Genomic DNA, 14521 nt, shown 5'->3' with positions numbered 1-14521 from the left:
TGCGCCGCGGATGTGCCGGCACGTTGGCGCGGTTGCACCGGCCGCTGCACTCAGCTGAGCCAGGCCCGCGCCGTTTCGGTTATGGCCGCCACCGCGGGATGGGTAATACGACGCTCCAGCGAAATGGCGTAAAACTGCTCGGTCACCTCGTCGATGCTGCCCACTTTCTCCACAGCGTACTGCTGGCATATCTCCTCGGCTATCGCCGAAGGGGCGACGAACACGCCCTTGCCAGCCTGGCCAAACACCTTCATCAGCGCGCTGTCATCGAACTCGCCGACAATATTGGGGTACACATGCTGGGTGTCGAACCAGTTCAGCAGGCGCGGCTGCACCATGTTTATGTCGCTGGGCATGAGCAGTGGCGCGCCGTCGAGGCTGCGCGGAAAGTCCGGCTGCAACGATTTCGCCAGCTTGCGAACGGCCAGGAAGCTCACCCCGCATTCGCCCAGGGCATGATTGAAGCCGCGCACATTCACCCCGGCCGGAATCGGCCCGTCGGCAATCACCATGTCGATCTTGTGCAGTGCCAGGTCCGCCAGCAGCGCGTCCAGGCTACTCTCCCTGCACACCATGCGCACCGGCTCTTCGAGTTCCAGTGCCGGTGACAACAGCCGGTAAGCGATCGACTTGGGTACCACGTCCGCCACCCCGACCTTGAAGGTGACCGGGCGGGTGGCGGGCATGTTGCGGACTGCGTCTTCCAGTTCCCCTCCCAGCGAGAAAATCTCATCGGCATAGCTCATCACCATCCTGCCTACCTCGGTCAATTCGAGGTTGCGCCCCTTTTTCTGGAACAGTGCCTCGCCGAGACTCTCCTCCAGCAGGCCGATCTGCCCGCTGATGGTCTGCGGGGTAATGTGCAGTGTCTCGCTGGCTCGCGCCACGCCACCGCGCTTGGCAACGACCCAGAAGTAATGCAGGTGCTTGTAATTGATCATGACGCTCAAACTTCGGGAATACCGAAGTATCCGGTTTATATATACGACTATTATATAAACACAACTCAGCCTATTTTAACCACTCGACTTACGCGAGGAGGCTGCATGAATATCGACATACAGGCACGTGATTTCCCATTGACGGATTCGTTGCGGTCACACATCCGTCGGCGCCTGGATTTTGCCCTCAGCCCCCGCTATGAGCAGATCCAGCAGATACAGGTCAGGATCAGTGACGTGAACGGTCCCCGTGGCGGTGCCGACAAATGCTGCCACCTGCATGTGGTACTGCCACGTATACAGGATGTGATCGTCGAAGACACCGAGCTGGACATGTACGTGGCGATCAACCGCGCCATTGAGCGAGCTGGCCGCGCGGTAGCACGCAAACTTTCCCGGCAACGCGTGAGGGCGCAGCGACCGCCGCGCTCGCCTGCTGCCGAAACGGCTCCGGAAACCACGGTGGAGCCGGAAGCCATTGAGCAAAATATGCTGCAAGCATAAGGAGTAGATGATGAACACAGAAATGCTAAACCATACCGCCACAGAGCAGCGCGCGCTGGCAACCAACAAGGTGTTGCGCAACACCTATGCGCTGCTGTCGATGACCCTGTTGTTCAGCGGTGTCACCGCCGGCATCTCCATGGCATTCAACCTGCCACACCCCGGGTTGCTGCTGACGCTGGTCGGTTATTTCGGCCTGCTGTTCGCCGTCACCAAACTGCGGAACTCCGGCTGGGGCCTGGTCTGCGTGTTCGCCCTCACCGGCTTCATGGGGCTCACCCTGGGGCCGATTATCAGCGCCTACCTGAGCCTGCCCAATGGCGGGCAGACAGTAATGACTGCGCTGGCTGGTACCGGCATTATTTTCCTTGCACTGTCCGGCTATGCGCTGGCCAGCCGCAAGGATTTCAGCTTCATGGGTGGCTTCCTGATGGTGGGCATCCTGGTCGCATTCCTGGCGGGACTGGGCGCAATCTTCTTCCAGATACCGGCTCTGTCACTCAGCGTATCTGCCATGTTCGTGCTGCTGATGTCCGGGCTCATCCTGTATGAGACCAGCAACATTATTCACGGTGGCGAAACCAACTACATCATGGCCACGGTGACGCTGTACGTATCCATTTTCAACCTGTTTACCAGCCTGCTGCACCTGCTCGGTGCGTTCGGTAGCCAGGAATAGCGCGGCACTGCCGCAAGGAGTCAGTGAGATGAACAATATTCAGAACCTGCTCGGACAGTTCCTGGGCACTGGCGATCAGGGCGCAGCAGCACAGCAGCCGGCTGCGGGCGCACCCTCCTCGCTGGCGGACAAGATTCCCGGCGGACTGGTTGGCGGCGCAGCCGCGGGCGGTATCGTGGCCCTGCTGCTGGGCAACAAAAAGGCGCGCAAGTTTGCCGGCAAGGCTGCCGGCTACGGTGGTGCGGCGGTGGCGGGCGGTCTCGCCTACCGCGCCTTGCAGAACTGGAAGCAGGCGCCGGCGTCCGCCACGGCAGCGAGCCCTGCAAGCGTGGCTGCAGCGCCGGCAGCACAGCCGGCACCGCCCCCGGTGACCACACCGGACGCGAGCAACGCGACCCTGGAAGTGAAAATCATCACCGCGATGATTGCCGCGGCCAAGGCCGATGGCCATATCGACAGCGCCGAGCAGGAGCGTATCTTCAGTGCCATGGACCGGATGAACGCATCAGCTGAAATCAAGGCCCTGGTGTTCGACCTGCTGCGTCGCCCCCTTTCCGCAGCCGATGTGTGCGCGGGCGTAGAGGGACTGGAACACAAGGCGGAAGTGTTTATGGCCTCCTGCCTGGCCATCGACGAGGACGACCCCCGCGAGCGCGCCTACCTCGAGGAACTGTCCACAACGCTGCAACTGCCGGGCAAACTGGCCGCCCAGATTCGAGCGCAGGCACTGCAGGAACTGCAGCCACAGGACGCTCACGCGGGCACCCTGGCAGCGCCACTCACCGGCACTGCCTGACACCAATCTGCAGCGGCGCGCACCGCCAGCGCGGGCGGCCGCTCACCCCTCCACGGCAGCGCCATGACCGGCGCCGGCCGCGCTGTGTGACCTGTGCTCCGCACAACTGCGTATACTTGCCTACATTCCCAGCCCCATGATGCGAATATGGCCGCCAGCAAGACGCCGACAACAGACCAGCCCGTCCCCAACAGGATGCTCGCCGCCTACGGCAGCCTGGCCTTTCCCATGGCGGCGGGATTCATCGCCCTGCAGGTTATCGTGCCGACCTACTACGCGCAGGCACTGGGACTGAGCCTCACAGCGGTGGGTGGCATATTGCTGCTGGCGCGACTCTGGGACATGGTTACCGACCCCCTCGTCGGCTATCTATCCGATCACACGCCGGCAAGCTGGGGACGCCGCAAGATATGGGTGGCGGGCAGCGCACCACTGGTCGCCGCCTCGGTGTGGCTGTTATTCAATCCGGGTGACAACGTCAGCAACGCCTACCTGCTGCTGGGTGCGATGGGCATCTACATCGCCGGCACCATGGCACTGGTGCCGATGAATGCCTGGGGCGCCGAACTGTCCAGCAACTACCACCAGCGCAGTCGCGTGGCCGGTTCAAGGGTGGTGTTCGGACTGGCCGGCACCATGGCGGCACTGCTGTTGATCGACAACAGCGATAACGCGGCCCTGCAGTCCTCGCTCACGGCCATCGCTATCCTCGTCATCATCGGCCTGCTGGTCACCGTACCTATCGCCATGCGCTGGGTACCGGACCGCGCAACCGTGACCCCGGAGGGCAACAATTTGCGCGGCGCCCTGCGCCTGCTGTCGCAGCCCTCCCCGTTCCGGCGCCTGTTGCTGGCCTTCCTCCTCAACGGCGTCGCCAACGCGATCCCGGCCACGCTGTTCCTGCTGTTCGTGACGCACGTGCTGGAGGCGCCCGCGATGGCGGGGCCCGTGCTGTTCCTGTATTTCGTGTGCAGCGCCATATCTGTTCCCGTCTGGGTGCGCCTGGCGCGGCGCTTTGGCAAACACCGCACCTGGTGTGCGGCGGTGATCCTGGCCTGCCTGTTCTTCGCCGGAGCGCCGTTTCTCGGCGCGGGCGACATTGGCTGGTATATCGCCATTGTCGTCGGCACCGGGCTGATGATCGGTGCCGACCTGGCGTTACCCAGCGCCATCAACGGTGACCTGATCGAGTGGGATGCCCACGAAAACGGGCAGCGGCGCCCCGGGCTGTTCTTCGCCCTTTGGGGTACCGCCTCGAAACTGGCCTTTGCCCTGGCGGTGGGGCTTATTTTCCCGCTACTGGATAGCATCGGTTTCGATGCGACCACGGCCAATACGCCGGAGGACGTGCGCGCCCTGGCCATTCTCTATGGCGCACCCAGCGTGCTGTTCAAGCTGGCTGCAGTCGCCATGATGCACAATTTCCCCATCGACGAGGCGGAACACCAGCGCTTGCGCCAGGCCCTGGGCGAAGCCGGTGAGGCGACGCAATGATGAGCGACGTCCTCGATGAGTCTGCGCTCTACTGCCCCTGTTGCGGCGAACCGGTCACCGTGCTGGTCGATATCTCGCCGGGGGCGCAGGAATACATCGAAGACTGTGAGGTCTGCTGCCGGCCCATGATCATCACGGTGCAACTATCCGGCGAAGACCTGGTGGTCCAGGCCCGCTCTGAAGACGCCTGACAGCTCTGCAGTTGCGGTAGCCAGCGCCAATGTTTGAGAAAAACTATTGCCCCTATTGTTTTAAATGACTTCAGCTATCGTCTGGCCGCTTCTATAGTCAATATTCCGGCCGGTTTGTGGTCGGCCCGTATCTAATAAACTCGCTGGCTGCCGGAGCAGCAGCGAACCAGGGAGAAACACATGAAAGCACGCAAGACAATGATGGCCGCTGCGGTAACCGGCGCGCTGGCACTGGCACTGGCCCCCGGCGCCACACTGGCCGAAGCAGCGAAAACCATGAGCAAACCCGCCGGAGCGATGGGCATGGGTACCGTGGCCCCGAATCAGGCCAAGAGCAACCAGTTCTGGTGGCCCGAGCAACTCGACCTCTCGCCATTGCGCGACCACGACCGACGCTCCAGCCCACTCGGTGACGACTTCGACTATGCCGAGGCGGTCAGCAAGCTGGACCTGAAGCAGGTGAAAGCCGACGTCGAAGCCGTGCTCACCGACTCCCAGGACTGGTGGCCGGCGGACTGGGGCAACTATGGCCCGCTGTTTATCCGCCTGTCCTGGCACAGCGCCGGCACCTACCGCACCCTGGACGGTCGCGGTGGCGGTGACGGTGGCCAGATGCGCTTCGACCCCCTCAACAGCTGGCCGGACAACGGCAACCTGGACAAGGCCCGGCGCCTGCTGTGGCCGGTCAAGCAGAAGTATGGCGAGAACCTGTCCTGGGCTGACCTGATGCTGCTGGCTGGCACCATCGGCATGGAAAACATGGGCTTCGAGACCTACGGTTTCGCCTTCGGCCGCGCCGATGACTGGGAGCCGGACATGGTGTACTGGGGTCCTGAGGTGGAGATGCTGGCCAGCGATCGCCAGGAGAAGGACGGCAAGCTGCAGCGCCCGCTCGGCGCCACCCACATGGGGCTGATCTACGTGAACCCGGAAGGGCCCATGGGCAAACCTGACCCCGTGGGCTCGGCCCGCAACATCCGCGTCGCCTTCGGCCGCATGGCCATGAATGACGAAGAAACCGTGGCCCTGATTGCCGGCGGCCATACCTTCGGCAAGATGCACGGCGCGCACAAGCCCGCCGACTGTGTCGGCCCCGAGCCCGGTGCGGCCCCCATCGAAGAGCAGGGCCTGGGCTGGAAGAACAAGTGCGGCAAGGGTCACTCCGAAGACACCGTGACCAGCGGGCTGGAAGGGGCCTGGACCCAGGCGCCGACCCAGTGGACCACCCTGTACCTGTCCAACCTGCTGAACAACGAGTGGAAGCAGACCCGCAGCCCGGCTGGCGCCATCATCTGGATTCCGGAGGATGAGTCACTGCATAACTCTGTGCCCGATGCCCACGTGGAAGGCAAGTTCAACCCGCCGGTTATGACCACTGCCGACCTGGCACTGAAGGCCGACCCGTCCTACCGTGCGATCGCCGAGCGCTTCCTGGCGAACCCGGAAGAGTACCGCCTGGCCTTCGCCAAGGCCTGGTACAAGCTGACCCACCGCGACATGGGGCCGAGAGCTCGCTACATCGGTGATACCGCACCGGAAGAAGCGCTGATCTGGCAGGACCCGATCCCGGCCTGGGACCACAAGCTGGTCGACAAGGGCGACGTGAAGAAGCTGAAGAAGGCCATCCTCAAGACGGACCTGACCGTGCCGGAACTGGTGCGTACAGCATGGGCATCCGCGTCCAGCTTCCGCGCCAGCGACATGCGTGGTGGCGCGAATGGCGCCCGCGTGGCCCTGGTTCCGCAGAAGGACTGGACGGCAAACAATCCGCAGGAACTGGCCCGCGTGCTGAAAACGCTGCGTGAAGTGCAGCGCGATTTCAACTCGGGAGCCAGCCGCAGCAAGATCTCCCTGGCTGACATGATTGTCCTCGGTGGTGCCGCGGCGATTGAGAAAGCGGCCGCGGACGCCGGCGTCAAGGTCGATGTACCGTTTACACCTGGCCGTGGCGACGCCACCCAGGCGCAAACGGATGTGGCATCGTTCACACTGCTGGAGCCCAGGGCTGATGCCTTCCGCAACTACTTCGATGTATCCGGAAGCTACCGCTCACCCACCGAGATGCTGGTGGACAAAGCGGACCAGCTGGCACTGACCGTACCGGAAATGACGGTTCTCATCGGTGGCCTGCGGTCGCTGGATGCAAACAGTGGCGGCAGCCAGCACGGTGTTTTCACCGATAAGCCGGGAACCCTGAACAATGACTTCTTCGTGAACCTGCTGGACATGTCCACGCGCTGGCAGAAAGCCGATGCAGAAGGTGTTTACCAGGGTGTGGATGCCCGGTCAGGTGCCGTCAAGTACACAGCGACACCGGTAGACCTGATCTTTGGTTCCAACTCGGAGTTGCGTGCCATCGCCGAGGCTTACGCGTATGACAATGCGCAGGAGCGCTTCGTGAATGACTTCGTTGCCGCCTGGGTTAAGGTAATGCAACTGGATCGTTTCGACCTGCGTCACAGCATCTAGCTGTAACCAGCTGTACTGGCGGGAGGTGGCTACAGCCACCTCCCGTTTTTTTTATCTGCCCGGATGGATATAACCGTCACAGAACGCTTTCTATTGCCGCCACCAGGGCCTTGTCATCCGGACTGGTGTTGCTGCCGAATTGCTCCACCACCCTGCCATCGCCATCGACCAGGTACTTGTTGAAGTTCCAGCTGGGCTTGCCTGCCTGCTTCGCCAGTTCGGCAAATACTGGATTGGCATCGTCGCCGCGCACCGCGCTCGGGGCGATCATGGTGAAAGTAACACCATAATTGACGTAGCAGACCTCGGCGGCCTTCTCTTCGTCCTTCGCTTCCTGGCGGAAGTCGTTACTGGCAAAACCCACCACCACCAGGCCGCGATCGCGATAGGCCTGGTTCAGTGCCTCGAGGCCCTTGAACTGTGACGTGTAACCACAGTGGCTGGCGGTGTTGACGATCAACATGGGTTTACCATCCTGCAGTTGGCAGAAGTTCACCTGTTCCCTGGAATGCAACTTGCGCATGTCGTGGTCCAGGTAATCCGGGCAATCGGCGAAAGCGGGGGCTGCCAGGCAGAGCACGCCGGCAACAGCAACAGAACGAAACATATATCCTCCAGATAATATGTAGGGGTACGGAAAAGCTACGGCAGGCCCAGCATATCGGATCAGGCCGCCGGGGCGTGCCGGCAATGCGCCAACGGCGGACCTTGTTATTTATGCCGATGGGGCTATCCTGTGCACCCCGCGACACCACCTTGGCGCACCCGCTGCGCCTGCACGCAGTGCTGGCGACGGCAAACGACCACTTCAGAGACAGTTTATGGCAATTATCCGCTTCATACTCGGTAAGATCATCTTGTTCTTTAACTGGCTGTTCACACCAAAGGGCATGGTGCGCTCGCCGGAGCAGCAGGCGAGCGTCGACGCACTGAGCAGCTCGCTGACGCTGTACCACTACGAGGCCTGCCCTTTCTGCGTCAAGGTGAGGCGGGCAATGAAACGCTTGTCGCTGACCATTGATACCCGGGACGTGAAGCGCGAGCCCTCAGCGAAAGAGCAGTTGCTGGCCGGTGGCGGCAACCTCAAAGTACCCTGCCTGCGTATCCAGAATGACGGCGGTGAGGTCGAGTGGATGTACGAATCAGGAGACATCATCGCCTACCTGGAGTCCCGCTTCAGCGCCCCGTCCGCAAGCTGACAGCGCGAGCAAGCCAGATGACGCGCAAGTCGATCACCCTGCCGGATAGCTTCCTGTTCGCAACAGAATACGATGTGCTGTACACGGACGTGAACTCGGCCAACCACCTGGGCGCCGATCGCGTGCTGCCTATCGCCATGGAAGCACAACTGCGTTTCATCAAGCAGCTGGGTTACGCCGAAGCCACCGCCTTTGAAGACGCCGGCCTGATCATGGCCCATGCTGAAGTGCAGTACCTGGCCGAAGCGGAATACGGTGACAGGCTCAGGGTCGAGCTGGCGGTGGACAATATCGAAACCAAGAGCCTTGAACTGCTTTACCGGATCACCAACCTGAGCAGCGACAGCGAGATGGCGCGGGTGGCGACCACGCTGCTGTTCTTCGACTACGGCAACAAACGGGTTGTACCCGTCCCCGATCAATTTCGCCGACTGCTGGATGGCCACAGCCGCTCAGCCAACTGACCCGACCTCAACCCCGGGGATCACTGACATACATGGCCGTGCCATTGCGCAACTCGATATCAAACAGCTCGGTGGCCTTGATCAGGTCACTGATTCGGCGATAACCGTAGTTCACGGACGAAAAAGAACTGTTGTTGTTGGCAATGTAACTGGCCACCTGGCCCATGTTGGCCCAGCCGTCGTCGTCTGCCGCCTGGCTGACAGCGGTTCTGAGCAGCTTCACCAGGGCACTGTCCTGCCTGAGCCTGGACTTGGTCTTTCGCGCCGGCACCGAGCTTGCGCCGCTATCTGCCGTGTCCTCGACGACCAGGTTCTCTATATAGATGAAGGGTGAACAGGAGTCCACGAAGGGACGCGGGGTTTTCTTCTCGCCGAAGCCATAGACAGGAAAACCGCTCTCCAGAATTCGTAACACCAGTGGTGTGAAATCACTGTCGCTGGTCATCAGCGCAAACGCGTCGACATTACCGCTGTAGAGCAGGTCCATGGCATCAATGATCATGGCGGAATCGGTCGCATTCTTGCCTTTGGTGTAGGCGAATTGCTGCATGGGCCTGATCGCATGGGGATGCAGTTTTTCAGCCCAGCCGGAAAGCGACGGGTTGTTCCAGTCGCCGTGTGCATGGCGCACATTCACCGTGCCATGCTTGGCCAGTTCCTCCAGCACGCCTTCGATCGCGGTGTGGCGCACGTTGTCACAATCAATGAGTAAGGCAATTTTCCTGGTCTCGGGCACGGTATCACTCTCTCCTGTTCCGGGTCGCGAGGGCTCGAAACTGCTCCGCACGCCGCCCGGACAAACGTCAACAGCAGGAGCTTAACCAAGTAACCCGGGAATACCAGCGCTTTCTCGCCAACACACGCGGGGAATCCAACAGCAGGCCAGCGGCGTACCTACACCGTGAATTATTCAGCCATGCAGCCCGCTTCCCACGCAACTCTCTTCTATGACGGCCGCTGTCCGTTATGCCTGAAGGAAATGCAGCGCCTTGAGGAAATCAAGGACACGCGGCTACGGCTGCAGGATATTCACGCGCTACCTGCCGGTGCCGACCTGCCGGATCGGGACACGCTGCTGCGCACCCTGCACCTGCAACTGCCCGACGGCAGCCTGCTGACCGGGCTTGATGCCAACGTTGCCGCCTGGCAGTACACCCGCTACGGCGCCTGGTGGCGGTGGCTGCGCTGGCCGCTGATCGGCCCGCTGGCCAGTATGGTTTACACTGCGTGGGCACGCTGGCGCTACCGGCGCCTGTACCCGTCACCCTGCAGCAACGACAAGGATTCATGTGATGCACCTGACTAACGCCAACCTGGCCGACATGCCCACTCGCGAACGGGCTGCGCTGGTGAATTCATTGTCCGGCTTCAAGTCCGCGAACCTGGTTGGCACCGCCGATGACGATGGTCACTGCAACCTGGCAATCATGAGTTCCGTGGTCCACCTGGGTTCGAACCCGCCGCTGCTGGCCCTGATAATCCGTCCGGGCGGGGAAGAGCGCCATACCCTGCACAACCTGCTGCGCAGCGGGGAGTACAGTATCAATCACGTGCACGCCGACATGGTGGAGGCCGCGCACCAGACGGCGGCGCGCTACCCGAAAGAAATCAGTGAGTTTTCCGCTACCGGGCTTACGCCCTGCTGGTGGGACGGGTGCAGTGCCCCACTGGTAGCCGAGGCGCACATCAAGCTGGCGATGGCCCTGCGCGAGCACCAGCAGCTGGCCATCAACGGCACCCACCTGATTATCGGTGAGGTCATGCAGGCAGAAATTCCCGAGCATTGCCAGAACGAGGATGGCTCACTGGATCTCGCCGCGGCCGGCACGGTAGCACTGACCGGCCTCGACAGTTATCATCAGGCCGACCCGTTCAAGCGCATGGCCTATGCCAAGCCCGACCTGCCACCGCGCACACTACCCTGACCCGGAGAGCCCATGAGCCACCATTCACTGCTGATAGTCGGTTGTGGTGACCTGGGCCAACGCGTAAGTGCTCTCCTTGACCGCACCGAGTGGGACATTACCGGCGTACGCCGCCATCCCCCCGCCGGTCATGAGAACATCAACTGGGTGGCCGCTGACTACAGCCAGGCTGGCAGCCTCGATTTCGCCGGGCAGCTGCGCCCGGACTTTGTCGTCACCAGTTTCACACCAACCAGCATGGATCTCGAGGGTTACCAGCGCGGCTTTGCCGACGCCGCCGACAACGTGCTGCGGGGTCTGGGCGAGCACCGCCCGAAACACCTGCTGATGGTATCCAGCACCCGCGTCTACGCGGAATCAGAAGGCGGCTGGGTTGACGAATCGTCTCCCCTGTCGACCTCCGATGCGCGCGCGCAGGCGATCATCGCTGCAGAACAGGCCTTCCTGTCCTCTCCGGTGCCGACATCGGTAATCCGCTTTGGCGGCATCTATGGCGACCCGCATGGCAGGCTGATGAGCAAGATCGCACGCGGCCAGATCGCCCCGGCACAGCCGGTACGCTACACCAACCGCATTCACCGGGACGATTGCGCCGGCTTCCTCGTTCACCTGCTGCAGCTATCACTGGCAGGCACGGAGCTGGCGGCGGCCTACAACGGCATCGATGATGACCCGGCCCCGGCGCACGAAGTGGAAAGCTGGATCGCGGCAACATTGGGCTGCGTTGTAAACCCCGCACAACAGGCCGGTGACGTTCGCGTGAGCGGACATAAACGCTGCCGCAATGCGCTGTTGCGGAGCACCGGCTACGCGCTGCGCTACCCCGACTATCGCAGCGGCTACACCGAGGTTTGCCGGCACCGGCAAAACTGATCGCACCCGCGCAACACCCGGGCAGGCACCCTGCCCGGCCCGGGAATCACCCTCAGACGCCAGCGGCCCTACACCACCGCCTGCAACAGCGACTGGCAATCTGCATCCAGTTTCAGCCCGGCCAGGGCATCGGCTCGTGTCTTGCCGGGATTGAGGATGGCGATAGGCACGCCTGACTCGCTGGCGCGTCGACAAAAGCGAAACCCGGAGAACACCTGCAATGAGCTGCCTACCACCAGCAAGCCGTCTGCCCGCTCCAGCGCCTGCATGCAGTATTCCACTCGCGGCCTGGGCACCGTGCCGCCAAAGAACACGACATCGGGCATCACCGTTCCCGCACACTGCGGGCAAAGCGGCACCACGAAGTCACGCTCCAGGTGCTCCGGCAGGTCGGCGTCGCCATCGGGCCGTGCCGACGCCGCAACGGGCAGTTGCCCGTTGTGATGCAGCAACTGCTCCTGCACCGCATCGCGGCTGGTCATGGCACCGCAGTCAAGGCACTGCACCCGGTCAAGGCGTCCGTGCAGGTCCACCACCCGCTCACTGCCGGCACGCTGGTGCAGGCGATCCACGTTCTGGGTGATCAGTAGATCCACGCGGCCCGAGCGCTCAAGTTGCGCCAGGGCACTGTGCGCCGCGGTTGGTGTCGCGTCGCGCACCGCGGGCCAGCCACGCATCGACCGGGCCCAGTAACGCTGGCGGCGACGCGGCTCGCGCAGGAACTCCTGGTGCTTGATCGGCTCGCTGTGGCGCCAGACCCCGTCCTGGTCGCGATAGGTCGGTATCCCGCCCGCCAGACTGATACCGGCACCGGTAAGCACCACGATGCGTTCGCAGTCATCGAGGAAGGATCGCAATGCGTGCAGATTATCGTGCCCGGTATTCATACCCTCAGTATACGGTCACTGTGCCGCGGGAGATGAGCTTTGACGCTTTTACCTGCCCTCACTACACTGATCAGGCGCCACGGGCCGCTGGCGGCGGCGCTGACAATAATAAACACAAGGAGTTGTGCACCATGAGGATCGTTCGCCCCTGGAAACCGTTTGCCCTGGCAATTTTCGCACTGGCCCTGGCTGGCTGCAGCGACAGTTCCGACCGCCAGCCGCTGCCCCCGCCTGAGCCGGCACCCAGCCTGCTGGCCGGAGCGGCCAGTTACAGCCTGCTACCCACCGTCGCCGGGGGCCGCGCCTATCTCTCCGACGCCCCCGGCTGGCCCGCCCGCGAGGCCCTGGACCCCGACAACCCCGGCGTTTTCATCGAGGCCTGGGACCAGGGCCGGGTCGATGTGGGCAACGGGCGCTCCGATTCCGCCTGGGTGCATGACGATATCCGCGCCACGGCGCTGGCCCTGTCCCGTGACGGCGAACGCGTCATCATGATCATGGCGGATACCTACTCCTTTTTCTCGCCGGACATCAGCGAGATCGTCAACCGGGTGCGCAGCAGGATACCGCCTGAGTGGCAGGAGGCGCCGGTGCTGGTTTCCGCCACGCACAACCACCACGGCCCCGATACCGCGTTCAGCATCAACGATGACTGGTTCTCCCTGCTCGCTGACCAGATCGCTTTCGCCGCCGAGGATGCGGTAGCGAGTATGCAGGCGGCGCAACTGCGCACCGCAAGCGGTGAGCACGGCTACGGCGTCGATGACGTCCGCGACCCGATTATCCGCGACCCCCGCCTCAACGTGATCGCGGTGGACGCTCTCGAGAGCGGCGAGGCCATTGCCACCCTGGTGCAATGGACCAGTCACCCGGAATCCACCCTGGGCTGGCATCCGCCGGCGGATGCCGCGGGCCTGGAGCAGGCCTGCGCCGCGAAGGGCTGGGAGGGCGGTGACTGTACCGCGGAGGGCCGCTACCTGACCGCTGACTTCCCGGGCGTACTGCGCGAGCGCATCGCGGCGCAGCGCGGCGGTGAAACCCTGTTCTTCAATGGCCCCCTGGGCAACCAGGTCGGCCCGGGCGCCTCTCCCACCTGGGTGGTCACTGACGAACACCCGGTTGGCGATGGCCGCAGCGTGCCCGAGGGCGCGGCGCCGCTCACCGAATGCGACGACCGGCCCACCTACCTGTGTCGCAGTTTCGCCAAGACTGAATCGATCGGTACCGAGCTCGCCAACGCGGTAAGCGGGCTACTGGACGCGGCACAAGCGGTAGAGGTGTCGCAGCTGCGGGTGCATATTGAACCTTTCTTCACCCGGCTCACCAATATCGGCTTCAGGCTGTTGATCGCGGACGGGGATATCGGCTGGCAGGACATACCCCTCTACAATTGCACTGACCAGCCACTCTCGGCAGATAACTGTAGCGATAGCGGTGGCGCACTGGAGGACGACCCCTTCATCACGCCGGTGCTGGGCAGCCAGATCTCCGCCGGGGATGTCATTCGCAGCCAGCTGGCCCACCTCGATTTCGGTGATGTCGGCATTCTGTGGATGCCGGGCGAGTTGCCGCCGGAACTGGTACACGGCCTGCCCGACGACTTCGCCAGCGCACCGGCGGAGAAATACTACCGAGAGCCCCACCTCCATGCCGTGGGTGCGGACTACGTACTGCCGGGCCACCTGTTGTCCCTGGCCGATGAATCGCTGACTCTCACCGTGGGTCTGGGCACGGACCAGATAGGCTACTACGTGCCGGTGGCGGATTACCGCCTGCGCTGCCTTGACCTGGTACTGACCGGGGGTGCCAGCTGCGCCGACCTGGCCGCCCGCGGGGTGATCGAATCACCGGAATACATCTCCGGGGCCACCTGCCAGGCCATCACCGATGACCCGGCCGCACTGACTGCCCTGGGTGACGACGCCGAGGCGGTGGCTACCATCTGCCGCTACGGACAGGGCCTGGGGCGCGAGCTGGGCGAACCAGAAGGCCACTACGAAGAGACCAATGCCGCCGGTTGGGACATGGTGGACGACATCTGGGCAGCGGCCCGGCGGCTTTACAAGACCCAGAATTCGGCGCCCTGAACCCTGCCGGCA

16 protein-coding genes are annotated in these 14521 nt (G+C 62.9%); 12 read left to right on the top strand and 4 right to left on the bottom strand.

Features of this window, described 5'->3' with window-relative positions:
• Window positions 1-50 precede the first annotated feature (50 nt).
• Window positions 51-941, bottom strand: a complete 891-nt coding sequence (nhaR, locus tag F0M18_RS09935; RefSeq protein ID WP_149611278.1) for a transcriptional activator NhaR — start codon at window positions 939-941, stop codon at window positions 51-53.
• A gap of 105 nt (window positions 942-1046) precedes the next feature.
• On the opposite strand from nhaR, the gene F0M18_RS09930 reads away from it, so the two are divergent.
• The 6 genes from F0M18_RS09930 to katG all read left to right on the top strand — a co-directional run bounded on the left by F0M18_RS09930 (window position 1047) and on the right by katG (window position 7074).
• Window positions 1047-1445 (top strand): HPF/RaiA family ribosome-associated protein, encoded by a 399-nt coding sequence (locus F0M18_RS09930; protein ID WP_149611277.1) that lies wholly within the window; start codon window positions 1047-1049, stop codon window positions 1443-1445.
• A 7-nt stretch (window positions 1446-1452) separates the two neighbouring features.
• Window positions 1453-2124 carry a Bax inhibitor-1/YccA family protein gene (locus F0M18_RS09925; protein WP_223177949.1) on the top strand — a complete coding sequence of 224 codons (672 nt, stop codon included), beginning with the start codon at window positions 1453-1455 and terminating at the stop codon, window positions 2122-2124.
• A 28-nt stretch (window positions 2125-2152) separates the two neighbouring features.
• Entirely contained in the window at window positions 2153-2920 is a 768-nt protein-coding gene (locus F0M18_RS09920; RefSeq protein ID WP_149611275.1) for a tellurite resistance TerB family protein, read from the top strand.
• Window positions 2921-3067: 147 nt separating this feature from the next.
• Entirely contained in the window at window positions 3068-4414 is a 1347-nt protein-coding gene (locus F0M18_RS09915) for an MFS transporter (RefSeq protein ID WP_149611274.1), read from the top strand.
• Window positions 4411-4605 carry a CPXCG motif-containing cysteine-rich protein gene (locus F0M18_RS09910; protein WP_262500903.1) on the top strand — a complete coding sequence of 65 codons (195 nt, stop codon included), beginning with the start codon at window positions 4411-4413 and terminating at the stop codon, window positions 4603-4605. The genes F0M18_RS09915 and F0M18_RS09910 overlap by 4 nt, the downstream gene beginning before the upstream one ends.
• A gap of 180 nt (window positions 4606-4785) precedes the next feature.
• Window positions 4786-7074, top strand: a complete 2289-nt coding sequence (katG, locus tag F0M18_RS09905; protein ID WP_149611273.1) for a catalase/peroxidase HPI — start codon at window positions 4786-4788, stop codon at window positions 7072-7074.
• Window positions 7075-7150: 76 nt separating this feature from the next.
• Here the strand turns inward: katG and F0M18_RS09900 are convergent, their stop codons facing one another.
• Window positions 7151-7681: a glutathione peroxidase gene (locus F0M18_RS09900; RefSeq protein ID WP_149611272.1), complete on the bottom strand. Its 531-nt coding sequence runs from the start codon at window positions 7679-7681 to the stop codon at window positions 7151-7153.
• Window positions 7682-7895: 214 nt separating this feature from the next.
• Here F0M18_RS09900 and F0M18_RS09895 point away from each other — a divergent pair, with 214 nt between their 5' ends.
• On the top strand, window positions 7896-8273 hold the full coding sequence (locus F0M18_RS09895) for a glutaredoxin family protein (protein WP_149611271.1): 378 nt from the start codon (window positions 7896-7898) through the stop codon (window positions 8271-8273).
• Between the two features lie 17 nt (window positions 8274-8290).
• Window positions 8291-8737 (top strand): acyl-CoA thioesterase, encoded by a 447-nt coding sequence (locus tag F0M18_RS09890; protein WP_149611270.1) that lies wholly within the window; start codon window positions 8291-8293, stop codon window positions 8735-8737.
• Between the two features lie 7 nt (window positions 8738-8744).
• On the opposite strand, the gene F0M18_RS09885 is transcribed toward F0M18_RS09890, so the two are convergent.
• The gene (locus tag F0M18_RS09885) at window positions 8745-9473 is read right to left on the bottom strand and encodes an NYN domain-containing protein (protein WP_149611269.1); all 729 of its coding nucleotides are present in this window, start codon (window positions 9471-9473) and stop codon (window positions 8745-8747) included.
• Between the two features lie 165 nt (window positions 9474-9638).
• On the opposite strand from F0M18_RS09885, the gene F0M18_RS09880 reads away from it, so the two are divergent.
• Genes F0M18_RS09880 through F0M18_RS09870 form a run of 3 tightly spaced genes read left to right on the top strand, consistent with a single transcriptional unit; the run spans window position 9639 to window position 11535 of the window.
• A complete protein-coding gene (locus F0M18_RS09880; RefSeq protein WP_262500902.1) occupies window positions 9639-10043 on the top strand; it encodes a thiol-disulfide oxidoreductase DCC family protein in 405 nt (134 codons plus the stop codon).
• Window positions 10030-10662, top strand: a complete 633-nt coding sequence (locus F0M18_RS09875) for a flavin reductase family protein (RefSeq protein WP_149611268.1) — start codon at window positions 10030-10032, stop codon at window positions 10660-10662. The genes F0M18_RS09880 and F0M18_RS09875 overlap by 14 nt, the downstream gene beginning before the upstream one ends.
• A gap of 12 nt (window positions 10663-10674) precedes the next feature.
• Window positions 10675-11535, top strand: coding sequence for an NAD(P)H-binding protein (locus tag F0M18_RS09870; RefSeq protein ID WP_149611267.1), 861 nt, complete (start codon window positions 10675-10677; stop codon window positions 11533-11535).
• Between the two features lie 68 nt (window positions 11536-11603).
• On the opposite strand, the gene F0M18_RS09865 is transcribed toward F0M18_RS09870, so the two are convergent.
• Entirely contained in the window at window positions 11604-12422 is an 819-nt protein-coding gene (locus F0M18_RS09865) for an NAD-dependent protein deacetylase (RefSeq protein WP_149611266.1), read from the bottom strand.
• A 131-nt stretch (window positions 12423-12553) separates the two neighbouring features.
• Between F0M18_RS09865 and F0M18_RS09860 the strand changes: the two genes are divergently transcribed.
• The gene (locus F0M18_RS09860) at window positions 12554-14509 is read left to right on the top strand and encodes a hypothetical protein (protein ID WP_149611265.1); all 1956 of its coding nucleotides are present in this window, start codon (window positions 12554-12556) and stop codon (window positions 14507-14509) included.
• Window positions 14510-14521 lie beyond the last annotated feature (12 nt).

The sequence above is a fragment of the Pseudohalioglobus sediminis genome, from assembly GCF_008370495.1.
GTDB lineage: Bacteria > Pseudomonadota > Gammaproteobacteria > Pseudomonadales > Halieaceae > Halioglobus.
This window is presented reverse-complemented; position numbering and strand designations above follow the sequence as displayed.

What these genes read in the sequence shown, in the direction of transcription:
- F0M18_RS09910 (WP_262500903.1), top strand. Translation starts at nt 4,411, where the DNA reads ATGATGAGCGACGTCCTCGATGAGTCTGCGCTCTACTGCCCCTGTTGC.
- F0M18_RS09925 (WP_223177949.1), top strand. Translation starts at nt 1,453, where the DNA reads ATGATGAACACAGAAATGCTAAACCATACCGCCACAGAGCAGCGCGCG.
- F0M18_RS09890 (WP_149611270.1), top strand. Translation starts at nt 8,291, where the DNA reads ATGACGCGCAAGTCGATCACCCTGCCGGATAGCTTCCTGTTCGCAACA.
- F0M18_RS09860 (WP_149611265.1), top strand. Translation starts at nt 12,554, where the DNA reads ATGAGGATCGTTCGCCCCTGGAAACCGTTTGCCCTGGCAATTTTCGCA.
- F0M18_RS09920 (WP_149611275.1), top strand. Translation starts at nt 2,153, where the DNA reads ATGAACAATATTCAGAACCTGCTCGGACAGTTCCTGGGCACTGGCGAT.
- F0M18_RS09895 (WP_149611271.1), top strand. Translation starts at nt 7,896, where the DNA reads ATGGCAATTATCCGCTTCATACTCGGTAAGATCATCTTGTTCTTTAAC.
- katG (WP_149611273.1), top strand. Translation starts at nt 4,786, where the DNA reads ATGAAAGCACGCAAGACAATGATGGCCGCTGCGGTAACCGGCGCGCTG.
- F0M18_RS09930 (WP_149611277.1), top strand. Translation starts at nt 1,047, where the DNA reads ATGAATATCGACATACAGGCACGTGATTTCCCATTGACGGATTCGTTG.
- F0M18_RS09865 (WP_149611266.1), bottom strand. Translation starts at nt 12,422, where the DNA reads ATGAATACCGGGCACGATAATCTGCACGCATTGCGATCCTTCCTCGAT.
- F0M18_RS09900 (WP_149611272.1), bottom strand. Translation starts at nt 7,681, where the DNA reads ATGTTTCGTTCTGTTGCTGTTGCCGGCGTGCTCTGCCTGGCAGCCCCC.
- nhaR (WP_149611278.1), bottom strand. Translation starts at nt 941, where the DNA reads ATGATCAATTACAAGCACCTGCATTACTTCTGGGTCGTTGCCAAGCGC.
- F0M18_RS09915 (WP_149611274.1), top strand. Translation starts at nt 3,068, where the DNA reads ATGGCCGCCAGCAAGACGCCGACAACAGACCAGCCCGTCCCCAACAGG.
- F0M18_RS09870 (WP_149611267.1), top strand. Translation starts at nt 10,675, where the DNA reads ATGAGCCACCATTCACTGCTGATAGTCGGTTGTGGTGACCTGGGCCAA.
- F0M18_RS09875 (WP_149611268.1), top strand. Translation starts at nt 10,030, where the DNA reads ATGCACCTGACTAACGCCAACCTGGCCGACATGCCCACTCGCGAACGG.